Origin of the sequence: Polyangium jinanense (genome assembly GCF_028435265.1) — a bacterium.
Classification (GTDB): Bacteria; Myxococcota_A; Polyangia; order Polyangiales; family Polyangiaceae; genus Polyangium; species Polyangium jinanense.
Genome location: NZ_JAGTJK010000030.1, coordinates 29,488 through 44,328, shown reverse-complemented (window position 1 = coordinate 44,328; position 14,841 = coordinate 29,488). Strand labels below are relative to the sequence as shown.

Here is a 14,841-nt window from a genome sequence, read left to right as displayed (position 1 = left end):
GGGTGAAACCCCGGCGCCACGCCGTGAAATACTCCCTAGGGATCAGGACTCTGAAGGAGGAAGCGCGAGGACCTGCTCGATGGGCGTCGTGACGCAGCCGTAGGCCTCGGCGGCGGCGAGCAGGCCTGCGTTGTGCGGGAGGTTCACGAGGAAGGCGCGCGCGTAGGGCGTGCCTTCGAGGCCCTTCAGGCGGCGCTCGAGGTGCGGGATGGCGCGCTCGATCGCGTCGCGGGCGCTCTTCAGATCGCCGATGTCGACGTGGGCGTCGTGCAGCGTCAGGTAGATCGAGGCCTCGTTGAGCAGGCTCGGGGCGCCGGATTCGACCAGGCGTGCGGCTTCGCGGGCGAGCTCGATCGCCTGGTCGGAGTTGCCGAAACGACGCTCGGCCTCGGCCCAGAAGCCGAGGGCGACGGGCAGGACGTCGCGGTTTTGCGACGCGCGGTAGGCCTCGGTTGCCGTCTTCAGCAGCGAACGCGCCCGCGGGATGTTGCCCGCGCCGTCGGTGCGCAAGAGCTCGCAGCCGCGGTAGAAGAGCGTGCCGAGCGTCACGCGATCCTTGTGGAACCAGGCCACGGTCGCCTCGTCGGCGCTCGTGCGGGGCTCGGCAAGGGCCACGTCGAGCCGGCTCTCCGGGCCGAACGTCGCGGCCCAGCAGAGCAGGTTCATCTGCGCGTTGCGCACGGTGCCGGGGCTGCCGATCGCGGAGGCTTTTGCGAGGCCTGCTTCGAGCTGGTGCAGGGCTTCTTGGCGCGCGCCGATCGTTGTCAGCGCGAAGCCGACGTTCGTGATGAGCATGGCCTCGCGCTCTTGCAGACCTGCGCTCTTCGCGGCGCGGGCTGCGTTGCGCCGGGCGTCGAGCGCTGCGCCGAGCTGACCCTGCGTCTGCCGCACGACGGCGAGAGCTTGCCAGGCGTCGACGGCGGCCCAGTCGATCGAGCGGCGCTCGGTGAGGTCGAGCAGGACACGCGTCTCGCGCTCGGCGAGATCGAGCTGGCCTGCGTAGGCGTAGAGGTTTGCGAGTGACGCCGAGCAGCGTGCTTCTTCCTCGACGAGACCGAGCTTCGCGGCGCGATCGCGGCACTGGATGAGCCGGGCTTCGACGTCGAAGCCGGCGCCGAGCACGTAGTCGTACCGCACGCGGGCGCCGAGGGAGCGGATCTCGCTCTCCTCGTCGTAGACGTTCTCGGCCATCGCATCGATGGCCTCCTTGCGCTCGGAGGACTTCGCGTCGAGACGGCTGTGGGCTTCGTCGAGCAACACCGCGCGGCCGAAGGCGGTGGGTTTGTCGGTGGCGAACATGAGCGCTCGCTCGGCCATCTTCACGGCTTCGCCGAGCGAGTTCGTGGCGAGAGCGCGGCGCGCGGCGGTCTCCCAGTGGACGGCGGCCTTCTCTTGCTGCGCGCCGAGATCGAAATGCTGCGCGACGGTGGCGGCGTCCTCGCCCATGTTGGCGAGCCATTCGGCCGCGGCGGCGTGGATCTGCTTGCGGAGCTCCTCGCTTGCCGAGGCGTAGGCGACGTCGCGGACGAGGGCGTGCTTGAAGAGGAACTCGCGCGTGCCGGCGAAACGGCTCGCGCCATGCTCGACCAAGAGCTCCGCGGCGATGAGCTTCTTCAAGGCGCCGTCCGCGTCTGCGACGCCGACGGCGCTGATGCCGGAGTCCCACACGCTCAGACCGAGGACGCTCATGCGCACGACGGCCTCGCGGGTCGCGTCGTCGAGGGCGTCGAGGCTGACCTGGATGGCGGCCTCGATCGTGGCGGCCGTGGTGACGTCCTTGCCTGCGGCGATGACGCGCGCGAGCTCCTCGGCGAAGAGCGGCGAGCCGGCGGCCTGCTCGGCGACGCGGTTCAGGACGGCCTCGTCCGCGTTCTCGCCGATGATGGCTCGGGCGATTTCGCGCGTGGCCTTCTTCGACATCGGGCGCAGGTCGATCCGCACGTGATCGCGGCCGACGAAGCGCTGGCCTTGATCACGCCAGAACGACGGCCGCATGACCATCATCACGAACAGGGGCAGGTTTGTCGCGCGACCGAGGAGGTGCTCGATCCAGGAAATGCTCTCGGGGTCGGACCACTGCGCGTCCTCGAAGAGCAGGACGCAGGGGCCGGCGGAGGCGGCGCCGAGGGCGAGCTCGGTCATCGAGAGGTAAAGCGAGTCGCGGGCGCCGCGCGGATCGAGTCCGTCGTCGAAGGGCTGGTTTGCGAGCAGGCGCGAAAGCAAGGCGCTGTCGCCGCTGCGGATCTTGCGCACGCGCAGAGCTTGCTCGACTTGCTCCAGGCTCGCGCCTTTCGGCAGGCCGAGCAGGGCACGCAGGGCGTCCGTGGCGACGCCGAGGGCCTGGGCGCGGCCGAAGGACTCGCAACGCACGCGGACGAGCAGCGGGGGCTCGTCGCGCGTCGTGATGCGGTTGACGAACTCGCGGCCGAGGCGGCTCTTGCCGATGCCGGGCGGGCCCGAGATCGTGACGATGATGGGCGTGCGATCGTCGACGCAGCGCTCGTACTGCGCGAGCGCGTTGATGAGCTCGGCCTCGCGACCGATGAACTGCTCGGTCTTGCGTCCCTCGGGCTTGGCGCGTGCGCCGACCTTGAAATGGCCGCCGGGGACGGGGTCGAACTGGAAGAAGCCCTTGTCGAGCTCCTTCGTGGTGCTGTCGCAGAGCAGGTTCGCCTCGCCCGCCTTCCGGGCGAGGGCGCTCGCGCGATCGACGACGTCGCCCGCGGATTTGACGCGATCGAGCCGCGTGCGACCCGTCGAGACGCCGACGCACGCGCCGAGCTCGGCGAGCCAGCGGCCGAGATCGAGGGCGTTCGTGGCCTCGTCGCCGTGCGATTGGCGCATGCCGAGGTGCGCGACGATCGAGTCGGTGCCGAGGGGCAGAGCATCCGCGCCGCGCTCGCGCAGCCGTTCGAGCAGCTGCAGGCGTTGCTCCTTGCGCGAGCCGACCTGGAGCGCGACGAGCGTCGTGACGAGCCGCGTGTTCATGGGCGGCGGCTCGGTCGAGGTGGCGAGCGCGCGCGCGACCTCGGGGACGGACGGATCGCGGCAGAGCGCGTCGAGCTCGAGCGCGACCTCGCGCGACGAGGACGGGCGGTGCTCGCGCTCGGACATGAGCATGCGCGCGACGAGCTCCTCGAGGGCCTCGGGCACGTCGAGCAGCAGCTCGCTCAAGCGAGGCGCGGGCGTCGTCGCGAGCAGCGCGATCGTGGCGATCGAGTTCGAGCCGATGTGCGGGGGCCTTCCCGTGAGCAGCTCGAAGAGCGTGGCGCCAAGCGAGTAGATGTCGCTGCGCGCGTCGGCGATGGCGTCGCCGCGGGCTTGCTCGGGGGCCATGTACGCGGGGGTGCCGACGAAGATGTCGTTGCCGGTCAGGCGCATGTCGCGCGAGGTGGCGACGCCGAAGTCGACGAGCTTCGAGGTGAGCTGCTCGGGGGCGGGCTCGCCTTCGTCGCGCGTCCTGCGCGTCGTGCGCGTGGAGACGGGGGGCGAGTCGGGATCGGGGAAGCGGCTCGAGAGGACGAAGATGTTCGAGGGCTTGATGTCGCGGTGGACGACGCCGGCGTCGTGGGCGGCGGCGAGCGCGAAGGCGACCTGACGCACGATGTCGAGGGCCTGGCGCATGGTGAGCGCGGCGCGGAGCTGGCGCGTGAGCAGGTCCTCGCCTTCGAGCCACTCCATCGCGATGAAGGGCGTGCCTTCGTCGAACTTTCGGCCGAGCGCGGCGGTGTAACTCGAGTCGAGGGCGCCGTAGGCAACGACCTGGACGATCCCTGGATGATCGAGCTCGCTCAGGATCTTGCCCTCTTGCAAGAGGCGCATGCGTTCGCCTGGATCCGACTCGCCTGCGGCGATGATCTTCAGAGCGACGCGCCGCTGGGAGACCGTGTCGAACGCGCGGAACACGATGCCGACGGCGCCGCGTCCGACCTCGCGCTCGACCTGAAATCGCCCGGCGATGAGCTGCTGGGTGCGTGCCATGCCTTGCTCGGGACTCCCTATCGCCGATTGCCGGCCGAGGGTGTAGTAGACCCGTGGTACGCGGGCCCGCCCAAGCGTACACAATCGTCGCACGAGCCAAAAGGCGGCAGGTGCATCGGAGAGCGCGCTCGCTTGACGGTCCCGGGCCGAGCCCCTAGCCTCACGGCCACGCGTCCGCCCGGATTCGAGTGAACCGGCGAGCGCAGGAGACGCGAAGAGGAGCTAGCGCATGCTCGAGCGGGTCGCGGTCCACCAGACGAGGCTCCGCACACCGGGCCTCGGCCTGGACGCGCGCGGCGTGGCGCTCGGCGCGAAGGGCGTGGTCCTCTTGCCCTCGATCGACCGGCTCGTCGCGTTCCTGGCACTCTACACGAGGCAAGGCTCGCTCGCCGACATCCTCCGGTCGCTCGCGATCGAGGTCGTGCGCTCGAAGCTCGGCGCGCGCGAGGTGACGCTGACCTTCGCGGCCGAGACGAGCGATCGCATGGATCGGATCGCCGAGATCGCGCGCCTGGCAGGCGGGTACACGTTCACCGGGACGAGCCGTCACTTCGTCCAGTACCGCGACGCGGCGGCGCCCTTCGGCTACGACGTCGCGCAGATCAGCGCGGGCGACGCGACGCTCTGGCTCTACCACAACACGTTTTCGCAGAGCTACGAGACGGAGCGGAAGATCGACGTGCGCTCGCTCGTGCTGCGCCTCGAGCCGCACGCGGATCCCTCGACGGGGCGTGAGCCAGGGCCGCGCTGGCTCTCCGCGGAGGCGGGGCTCGGGCCGGCGCTGATTCACTACTTCGTGCGCTCGGGCGTGACGGCCGAGGTCGGCGTCGCCGAGTGGCCGCCCGCGTCGAGCTTCGATGATGGACCGGTCGTCCGGTACCTCTTCCGCGTTCCCGAGTTGCCGGAGCGCATGATCCCGCTGCTCACGCGCACGCCGGGCGTCTCGATGTTCATGCCGGCCGCGCCGGGCACGGCCGTGGAGGTGGGCTTCCGGCACCCCGTGAACCTCCGCGCGTGCCCCGTCTTCGCGGAGACGGGCCTCGTCCTCTTTCGCGGTCATGGCCTGGATCCGCTGGAGATCCCGAAGCTGCCCGCGCTCGGCGACGTGCGCGCCTTCGCGCGCATGGAGATGCGCAAGGACGTGGCTGCTGCGCGCACGAGTGCCCAGCCGACGACCTCGGTCTCGGTCGCGCTTCGCCTCGTGCCCACGCTCGATCCGTGGCGTCACGTCACGGCGACCTGGGTCGAGGCCGAGGATCTGCCCGTGCTGCGCCGCATCGCCTACGCGCTCGGGCCGGAGAGCCTGCGCGCGGCGCGCGTCGCGTTCACCGAGCGCGGCGCGATCGTCCGGCATCCGACGGGCATCGAGGGCATCCCCGTGGGCCAGTTCTTCCGCGAGGTCCACAAGCAGCTCTACGTGCCCGCGGGCTACGACGTGGTGCCCGCGGTCGCGCCCGACGTGCTCTACCGCTCGCTCGGCGCGCCGCCGGGGCAGGTGCTCTTCATCGGTCGCGACGGCACGGTGCTCGGCATACCCGAGGAAGGGTTCGTCTCGCTCGAAGCGGCCGTGCTCGAGGCGCAGGCGTGGCTCCCGCTCGCGGCCGATCGCTTCGCGGACGCGCTCTCGTCGGCGCTCGCCACGGAGCTGCCCGAGGTCACGCTCGGCGGCGTGGGCCTCAGGCCGCTGCGGGACGTCTCGGCGAGCGACGACGGCGCTCTTCCTGCGCTCCCCGGGGGCGCGGGCAGCGGAGGCTAGCTTGGCGAGCGACGACGAACGGTTCGAGGAGCTCGTCACGGGGATCGTCGCGCCCCTCGTCCTTGGCGGAAAATTGCGCCTCGCGCGGCCGTTCGGGCAGCTCGGGACGAAGCTCGGGGAGGGGAGGCACATCGTCGACGCGGATGTGCGCTCGCGGATCGACGTCGCGCGTGTCAGGCGCGCGCGGCTCGTCGCGCCGGTCGACACGTTGCCGGATCTCGACGCGCACGAGTGGGCGCTCGCCGCGGCGCTGAACGACCTCTTGCAGGTGACGAACCACGAGCTCGGCGGGCTCTTCACGAAGGGGCGTTACATGCGCCTCGTGCGGAGCGTGTTCGATTTGTGTGGCCAGATTCCGCCGCCGCGCGACGTGGGCGCGGCGCTCGCCCGTCACGCGACGTTCGCCCGCGTGATGGAGCTCGGCCGCGCGGATACGTCGGTGCGCTGGTGGACGGGCTCGGCGAGCTTCCGCGGCGTGCCTCCGCCGAAGCGGCTCTTGATGTGGCAAAACCTGCGGCGCGTGCACGTGGAGACGCAGCGGGTGCCGCTGCACGAGATGTGCGACGGTCTCCCGTCGACGGTCGCCGAGGGCTACCAGATCGCGCTCGCGGCGTGGCTCTCGCGCTCGCCGCTCACGGATCTCGGTTCCATCACGCGCGCGGCGCCGACGTTCGCTTGGACGCCGGCGACGATCGCGCTCATCGCGGTGCCCGCGGGTCGGATGCTCGCGTTCCGGGTGCTTTCGCGGCAGCGGGCCGAGCACGTGACCACCGCGCTAGAGAAGGCGCGCGCAGGGCTCGACGGCGGGCTCGCGACGCATCGCGCGGTGGTGGAAGAATTTTCGCGGGAGGTCGTGAGCGCCTTCGAAGCGATGCGGGCCAAGCCGGAGAAGCGGACCGCTTCGGGGACGTCCTCGCCGCGCACGTAATCGTTTGCGGTCAAAGGATCAGAGCCACGGATCGAGCAAGGCCGCGACGCGCGCGCCGAACGGACCCGGGGAAGGGGGCCGGAGGAGCGCGTCGAGTGCCCGTGCGTCGGCCTTTGCGCGTGCCTTTTGCGCGTCGTTCATCAGGGCAGCGGCCGTCGCAGCGAGCGAGCGGTTCGTGACCGCGTCCTGGAGCAGCTCGGGGTACGCGCGGCGGCCGAGCAGGACGTTTGGCAGGCCGATGTGCGGGGTCCGTACGAGGCGGCGGGCGAGCGCGTAGGTGAGGGGATCGACGCGGTAGCCGATGACCGTCGGCAGCCCGGCGAGCGCCGCCTCGAGGCAAGCCGTGCCCGAGGCGCAAAGCGCGAGATCGAAGGCACTGAGCAGGGGAGAGGCGCCATGCTCCGCGTCGGCTTCGGCGATCTCGACCCCGGCGCGGCGGGCCGCTCGTTCGAGTTCGCCGCGCGCACGCGCGTCGAGCCACGGAGCCACGAGCACGCGTGCCTCGTCCACGTCGCCACGCGCCGTGAGCATTGAAGCCGCCTCGCAAAAGAGCGGCGCGAGGCGCGTGATCTCGCCGGCACGGCTACCCGGGAGCACGGCGACGGTGCGCCCTTTGGCGAGCCCGAGCTGGGCGCGCGCGACCTCGCGGGGCAGGCGCGGCGCCTCGGCCGACGGATGACCCACGAACCGCGCGTCGTACCCCGCCTCGCGCCAGAGCAGCTCCTCGAACGGCAGGACGACGGCGAGCCGATCGACGGCGTCGTGGAGCGCGTGGATCCTCCCCGCGCGCCAGGCCCAGACCTGCGGCGCGACAGCCCAGAGCACGTGTGTTCCGCGTCGCCGGAGCGCCCGCCCGAGCCGCGCGTTCAGCTCCGTGAAGTTCACGAGCAGCGCGGCGCGTGGTGGGTCTTTCCGGATCCTCCCGATCAGCGCGCCGAGCGATCGCCCGAGCGCCGGCACCTTCCGCAGCACGTCGAGCGTGCCCATCGCGGCGATGTCCGACGTCTCCGCGAGCGTCTCCATGCCCTGCGCCCGGCATCCGCGCCCCCCGATCCCGAAGGCGTGCACAGCTGGCCCGAGCGCGCGCAGCACCTCGGCTGCGATGCGATCCCCCGAAGCCTCGCCCGCGACGACGAGCAGCGGCGCGCCCGCCCCGCTCACGAATCCTCGCGCGGCGCGCTTCCTCGTGCTTGCGCGGATGACTCGCTCGGCGCCGAGAGCAGCGACGCCATGCGCTTGCCATACCGCTCGACCCGCTTCGCCCCGAGGCCCGGGATCGCGGCGATCCGCGCGAGCGTCGCCGCAGCATCCTCCCCGGCCGCCGTCAGCAGGACGCTCGCGAGATCCTGCGCGCAATGCCCGGGCAGCACGGCCTGCTCGTCGACGCCGCGGCGCTTCGCCTCGGCGCGCCGGAATGCGCTGATCTTCGCCTCGATCTCGCGTCGTCGCGCGATCTCTTTCCGATCGATCGGCGCGACCTCGAAGTGCGCTTGCTCCTCGGGCGGCACGTCCCCTTCGGCGGCGCCGCGCGTGATCGCCTCGAGCCACCGCGCCGCGTGCCTCCCCGAGCGACCCGAGAGCGCGCCGGGCACGCGGCTGAGCTCGGGGATCGATGTCGGACGCATCCGCGCGAGTTCGAGCAGGATCTCGTTCGTGACGATCTTGAACGGCGGCACGTCGGCGGCCTCGGCGATCGCCTCGCGCGCGGCCACGAGGCTCCGAAGCGCGGCGCGGCCCGGACGATCGAGCTTCTGCGCGCCCTTGACCCGCACGTACGACGGGCGCGTCTCCCGCGGCGGCGCGAGAGCCGCGCGAAGCTTGTACGAGCACTCCTCCTCGATCTCGGCCTCGATGTCGATCGCGGCCGCCTTCGCGGCGAGCGCGCGATCGAGCTTCAGGAGATACGCGACGTCGTCCCCGAGGTAACGCCGCTCCGCCGGCGAAACCGGTCGTTTCGACCAGTCGTGTTGCTGAAACCGTTTGTCGAGGACGACCCCGAGCTCCGCCGCGAGCACCGACGCGAGCCCCGTCGCCTTCTGGCCGAGGAATCGCGCCGTGACCGAGGTGTCCCGCACGCGCGCGAGCGGCGCGCCGGCCTCGGCGAGCATGCGCGCGTCGAACGTGAGATCGTGCAGCACCTTGATGGGCCCCTCGGGGCCGAGGAGGTGTCCGAGCGCCGCCGCGCTCGTGGCGAGCGTGTCGACGATCAGGACGACCGTCGTATCCCCTTCCTCCCAGGCGAGCTGCGCGGCGCAAAGGCGCGGGCGGTAGACGAAGAGGCCGTTGGCCTCCACGTCTACCGCGATTGCCTTGGCCTGCACGGCGCGCTCGAGCGCGCCTCCGAGCGCGCGGGCATCGTCGACCCAGAGGACCTCGTACGGCGGCGCTTCCGGGCTCGTCATGGACGCGTGCGCTCGGCGCGACGCCTCGCCGCGAGGCCGAGGGCGAGAGCGAGGGCCGCGAGCGCAGTCCCGCCCGCCGATCGAGGTGTGCCCGGGGCCGTCGCGCAACAGCTCCCCCCGTCATCGGTCGGGATCGGCTCCGGATTGCACTGCGATTCGAGCCCGCGCCGCGGCGTGGGATCACACGAGGCGGGGATCGGATCGCCGGGTGGATAGGCCGCGCAGATGCCCTCGATGTCGTCGTTCTCCAGCGACCTGAGCTCCGTCGAGCCCGGCGTGTAGTCGGCGAACATCGTCGCCGTGCCGTCCGCGGAGTGCGACATGCCCAGGAAATGCCCCGTCTCGTGCGTCGCGATCGAGGGCAGGTCGTAGAGGACGTTGTCGGTCCCGGTCGTGAACTCCACGTTCGCCCCGTTGAGCTCCATGTCGGCGTCGTAGATCTCGCCGGTCTCGATGTTGTACGTGACCGTGGTGAGCGCGAGCGTGCTCCCCGCGCCGGCGTGCGGCCACACGTCGTCGTGGAAGAGGATGACGTTCGCGTTGCCGGCCTTCTTGTTGTACTCGTGCGCGTGGCACTCCACGGGGCCGAGGTTCACGGCCTTGATGCGCGGGTGCTTGCCGTCGCCGCAGTCGGCGTCGGTCCACTTCTTGAAGGCTTCCTCGAAGATCTTCGTCGCGTCGTCGAGGTCGATCTGCACCGACGCGTCCCGCTGCATGCTGAAGCCGACGCACGGGTTCTTCCAGAAGAGCTCGATGCCGCAGTCGGTCGTGCGCATGGGCACGCAGCGCGCGCCGGTCCCGACGCCTTTGCAGCTCGTCGTGCGGCAATAGGCCGACGCCGTCGGCGCGAAGAGCGTCACCGCTGCGACGAGCGAGAGCCCGATCGCGAAAGACGCGAGCCGTCCTCGATTACTTGCGTTCGCGTGGCGCACGTTTCACCTCCTCGATGGCCACGAGCGCACGCGAAAGCGTCGCTCCCACAAGCACCTCACGCGCGCCGATGCTGGGCCCGGTCCGCGGCAGGATCGTCCCTGCGTCCGGGCTCGGCGCGAGCTTCGGCAAACCCCCCTCCGTGCTGATCACGGGGTAATGCCCCTGCGCCATCGCGGTCACGACGACCGCGGCCGGCGTTTTGTGCAGAAACAGAAGCGAGCGCTCTCCGGGCTTGAGCACCGCCTCGCCCGAGACCCACTGCCCGACGTCGCCCACGACGCCGCCGAGCGTCCGCACCCACACCTGCGTCCCCGGCTCGCCGACGACGGAGCGCTCCACGTCGAGCCGCGTGTACGTGACGATCCGCCGGCCGCTCGGGGTGTCTTCCCACATGCTCTGTCGTTCGGCCGCCTTCGCGACGACGACGTACGACGAGCTCGCCACGAGCTCATCGAGCGAGACGACCACCGAAACCGCCGCCGCGGCTTCTCTCGGGCCCGTGTAGGGCGAGTGTGGCGACACGAACAGCGCCGCCGGTAAGGCAAAGGCAAGTGACAGCGCAAGCAGGGAGGCTCGAACGCGCATGCAGGGAAGGATACCACCATCCCCTTGATGGCGCTCCACGTGGGGGCGATATGCGCACACGCGTTCCCGCGTGCCGTCGGGACACGCGCGGTTCGCCCTCTCCAAAAACGAAGCGCCGCGGCCCTCGAAAGGACCGCGGCGCCTCATCGCTTCCAGGCGCGGCCTTCCGCGCTCGGAGAGCTCCCTGCGTTAGCTGCGCCGTCGGCGGCGGACGAGCGCCGTCCCCGCCGCGAGCGCGAGCAGGAAGCCCACGCCCGGCGTCGCATCGCTCCCGGGCCGCGCGGCGCAGAGGCCGTTGCCCGTCAGGATGATGCCCTCGGGGGCGTCGTCTGCCGGATCGCGCGGATCACCTTCACCCGGGTCGACCACGCCGTTCTTGTTCGCGTCCTCCTCGCCGTCGTTGAGGCCGCCGTTGTCCGTGTCCGCGTCGAGCGGATCGGTCGTCGTCGCGCCCTTGTCTGCGTCGGGGACGCAGTTTTCGGCCGCTGCGTTCGTGCCCGGGTTCGAGCAATCCAGGCCGAGCTCGGTGCCGTCCTTCAGGCCGTCGTTGTCGCTGTCCGGATCGAGCGCGTTGATCTTCCCGTCGCCGTCCGTGTCCTCGCCGAGCTTCGGCTCCTGACCGTCGGGCACGCCGTCGTCGTCAGAGTCCGCGTCGTTCGGGTCGGTCCCGAGATCGGCCTCCTCGTCGTCCGTCAGCCCGTCGCCGTCCGAGTCCTTGGGCGGCACGACGTTGTCGTCGGCCGGATCGTTCGGATCGCGCTCGTTCGAATCGACCACGCCGTCCTTGTCCGTGTCCTCGTCGCCGTCGTTCACGCCGCCGTCGTCGGTGTCGGGATCGACCGGCGAGGTCGTCGTGACGCCGTTGTCACCGTCGGCGACGCAGTTGTTCGCCGCCGTGTTCGTGGCCGGGTTCGAGCAGTTCTTGCCCATCTCCGTGCCATCCTTCAGCCCGTCGCCGTCGCTGTCCGGATCGAGCGCGTTGATGATGCCGTCGCCGTCGGTGTCGTCGGTCGGGTTCGGCTCCTCGCCGTCGATCACGCCGTCGTCGTCGGAGTCCGCATCGTTCGGGTCCGTACCGATCTCGTTCTCGTAGTCGTCCGTCAGCCCGTCGCCGTCCGTGTCCGGCTTCGTGGTGTCGTCCGTCGGATCGTTCGGATCGAGCTCGCCCGGATCCACGGCGCCGTTGCGGTTCTCGTCCTCGGAGCCGTCGATGACGCCGCCGTTGTCGGTGTCCGCGTCGAGCGGCGAGGTCTTCGTGTTCGGATCCGCGTCGGCGATGCAGTTGCCCGCGCTCGGATCCGTCGCCGGGTTCGAGCAGTCCTTGCCGCTCTCGGTGCCGTCGAACAGGCCGTCGTTGTCGCTGTCCGGATCGAGCCCGTTGATCAGGCCGTCGCCGTCCGTGTCCGCGCTCGGGTTCGGCTCTTCGCCGTCGATGAGGCCGTCGTCGTCCGAGTCCGCGTCGTTCGGGTTCGTCCCGATCTGCTCCTCGAGATCGTCGCTCAGGCCGTCGCCGTCGCTGTCGGTCGGCGCGTTCGAATCGTCGGCCGGCTCGTTCGGATCCCGCTCACCCTCGTCGATCTTGCCGTTCAGGTCCGTGTCCTCGTCGCCGTCGGACACGCCGCCGTTGTCCGTGTCCGGATCGAGCGGATCGGTCGTGGTGTTCGGATCGGCGTCGGCGCGGCAGCTCTGCGCGTCCGGATCCGTCGCCGGGTTCGCGCAGTCCTTGCCGAGCTCGGTGCCGTCGAAGAGGCCGTCGTCGTCACTGTCCGGATCGAGCGCGTTGATGAGGCCGTCGCCGTCCGTGTCGACGTTCCACTGCGGCTCCTCGCCGTCGGACACGCCGTCGTCGTCGGAGTCCGCGTCGTTCGGATCCGTGCCGTTTTGCGTCTCTACGTCGTCCGACACGCCGTCGCCGTCGGAGTCCTGGCAGTTGACGTCGGTCTGACCGTCGCAGTCGTTGTCGATGCCGTCGCCGCAGATCTCGGTCCCGGGCGTGCCGGGGACCGCGTTGCAAGCGGCCGTGTCCGGCCCCGTGCAGGCGATGACGCCCGAGGCCATGCAAGCGCCCATGCCCGCGGAGCACACCATGCCGACGTTGAAGCCGTCGTCGGTGACGCCATCGCAGTTGTCGTCGATGCCGTTGCAGGTCTCGACGCCGGGCTCGTCCGGGAAGGCGCTGCAGGCAGAGGTGCCGTTCGGCAAGCACGCGAAGACGCCCGCGGTCTGGCAGGCGCCGACGCCAGCGGAGCACGCCATGCCGACGTTGAAGCCCTCGTCGACGGTGCCGTTGCAGTCGTTGTCGAGGCCGTCGCAGATCTCCGCGCCCGTGGGAACGCAGACGCACGTGTTCGTCGCGGCATCACACGTCGGCGTGGCGCCGCCGCAGTGCGTGTCCGTCACGCACTCGACGCAGGTGTTCGGCGTCGCGGCCACGTTGCAGGCGGGCGTGGGCGCCATGCAGTTCATGTCCGACTCGCACAGATCGATGACGATCGGCGTCGGCGGCTCGTCCGGCGACGGGCCGTTGCCATCGGTGGGCGTGTCCTGGGCCGGCGCGCCCGTCTGGCCCGCGGCCGTGATGGTCGCCTGGTTCAGGATCGTGCCCGTCGCGTCGGGGTTCACGGTCACGCGGAACTTCACGGTCGTCGTGTCGTTGACGAGCATCGTCCCGCCGTTCGCGCCGTTCGCGCCCGTACCGAGCCGGATGAGCACCTCGTTCGTCGCGGCGTTGTACTCGCCCTGATCGTCGGCGAGCGCATCCGTCTTCGCGCCCGTGTTCGGGCCCGACACGACCTCGATCGAGCCCGGCACGTACGTCACGCCCATCGGGATCGGGTCCACCAGCACGGTGTTGATGGCCGTGTCGTTGCCGGTGTTCGTCGCGACGATCGTGTACTCGACGACGTCCCCTACGAGCAGCGCGCCGCCGTTCACGTCGACGGCCGACTTCACCGACGTCGTGAAGTCGGGCTTGAACGTGGGGATCGATGTCACGAACCCGGCGAGCCAGTACTGGTCCTGGGTGCTCGTCCCCGCGATCGGCGCGGACGTCTGGCCGACCGTGAGCTTGCTCGTGATGTCCACGATGTCCATGTCCATGCCCGCAAAGCTGCCGGCGGTGCCGGTGAGCTGCGGCAGGTCACCGACCACCGTGACCGGGAGGCCGAGCTCCGAGCGCGTGCGGTTGAAGAAGTTGTCCGCGGGGTTCTGCGCGTTCGAGAGCGGCGGGGCGGCGCCGAACGAGAACGAGTCGCCGTTGAGCGCCGTGTCGCCCTCGAACGCGACGACGCCGAGGCGAGCGTTCGCGAAGGCCGGCGGGACGAGGAAGCCCGAGAGCGTCACGTTCTGCGGGTTGCCGTTGCCCACGATGTCCCAGCCGTCGAAGATGGCCAGGTTGCGCGGCGGATCCGAGGCGCGCTCGTAGAGCACGATCATGTACCAGCCCGCGAACATCGTCTCGTCGGCCGTGTTGCCGATCGGGTTCTCGACGTCGACGCCCGAGACGCGATACGCACCCGACCCTTGCGCCTGCACAATCGACGTGATGTCGGCGACGCTCTGGTAGGTGGGGTTGTTGCTAATGTTCGTCGTGTAGCTCTGGATCGACGTCACGTCTTGGCTGAAGCCGCCCGGCCGGTCGATCGTGGCCGTGATGTCGGCGCCTGCGATGGTGCGCGTCGCGGCCCAGTACAGGTAGGCGTGCGTGACCGTCGCGCCTGCCGGGAGCGTGAGGACCGCCGTGCTGCGCGCGTTCGCGACCGTGATGCCCGTGTTCGCCTCGGCCTGCCCGTCCATCGGCGAGTCCGAGCGCCACAGGATGTCGATGCCGCTGTCGGTCGCGGCGTTGCCGCACTGCGCGAGCGCCGGAACGCTGCCCACCACGGGCGCGGGCGGCGGATTGCCCGAGATGTTTTGACAGTCGTGGCCGAGCGTATTGCCGATGAGGATGAAGTCGCCCTTCTGGTCCACCTGCACGCGCAGATTCGGCGCGGCAGCCGCGTCGCGGGCGCAGATCCCGAGCGCTGTCACGCTCGCGAGGCCCGCCAAAAGCAAATGTCTTCTCATGTATGGTCCCCTGTCGCAGTCCTTTGGTGCTCCAACGGATTGCTCGACGGCCCGACCGACCGTCTGTTGATAGGGTGGCGCGGTCTCTCGAGTGTCACGCCACGCAGAACTCGGCACGCACCTCACGGGAGGGAGCCGAGGCGATGAAACCAGGGACCCGGAGGCCCTTTCGAGCCTCCGGGCCGCGGGTG

Annotated in this window: 8 protein-coding genes; 2 read left to right on the top strand and 6 right to left on the bottom strand. The window is 70.6% G+C overall.

All coding sequences use genetic code 11. The features are described from left to right. Nucleotides 1–42 precede the first annotated feature (42 nt). Nucleotides 43–3,981, bottom strand: a complete 3,939-nt coding sequence (locus tag KEG38_RS36590) for a serine/threonine-protein kinase (protein ID WP_272425038.1) — start codon at nt 3,979–3,981, stop codon at nt 43–45. A 229-nt stretch (nt 3,982–4,210) separates the two neighbouring features. Here KEG38_RS36590 and KEG38_RS36585 point away from each other — a divergent pair, with 229 nt between their 5' ends. Together KEG38_RS36585 and KEG38_RS36580 are read left to right on the top strand one after the other, a co-directional pair. After that, nucleotides 4,211–5,737 carry a hypothetical protein gene (locus tag KEG38_RS36585; RefSeq protein WP_272425037.1) on the top strand — a complete coding sequence of 509 codons (1,527 nt, stop codon included), beginning with the start codon at nt 4,211–4,213 and terminating at the stop codon, nt 5,735–5,737. Nucleotide 5,738: 1 nt separating this feature from the next. After that, nucleotides 5,739–6,665, top strand: coding sequence for a hypothetical protein (locus KEG38_RS36580; RefSeq protein WP_272425036.1), 927 nt, complete (start codon nt 5,739–5,741; stop codon nt 6,663–6,665). Between the two features lie 18 nt (nt 6,666–6,683). Here the strand turns inward: KEG38_RS36580 and lpxB are convergent, their stop codons facing one another. From lpxB to KEG38_RS36555, 5 genes are all read right to left on the bottom strand, one after another. Continuing rightward, nucleotides 6,684–7,826 carry a lipid-A-disaccharide synthase gene (gene lpxB, locus KEG38_RS36575; protein ID WP_272425035.1) on the bottom strand — a complete coding sequence of 381 codons (1,143 nt, stop codon included), beginning with the start codon at nt 7,824–7,826 and terminating at the stop codon, nt 6,684–6,686. Further along, entirely contained in the window at nt 7,823–9,067 is a 1,245-nt protein-coding gene (locus KEG38_RS36570) for an HRDC domain-containing protein (RefSeq protein ID WP_272425034.1), read from the bottom strand. Before KEG38_RS36570 ends, lpxB begins: the two co-directional genes overlap by 4 nt. Continuing rightward, a complete protein-coding gene (locus tag KEG38_RS36565; RefSeq protein WP_272425033.1) occupies nt 9,064–9,999 on the bottom strand; it encodes a matrixin family metalloprotease in 936 nt (311 codons plus the stop codon). Before KEG38_RS36565 ends, KEG38_RS36570 begins: the two co-directional genes overlap by 4 nt. Next, nucleotides 9,977–10,585: a hypothetical protein gene (locus KEG38_RS36560; protein WP_272425032.1), complete on the bottom strand. Its 609-nt coding sequence runs from the start codon at nt 10,583–10,585 to the stop codon at nt 9,977–9,979. Before KEG38_RS36560 ends, KEG38_RS36565 begins: the two co-directional genes overlap by 23 nt. Before the next feature lie 189 nt (nt 10,586–10,774). Beyond that, entirely contained in the window at nt 10,775–14,650 is a 3,876-nt protein-coding gene (locus tag KEG38_RS36555) for a MopE-related protein (RefSeq protein ID WP_272425031.1), read from the bottom strand. Nucleotides 14,651–14,841 lie beyond the last annotated feature (191 nt).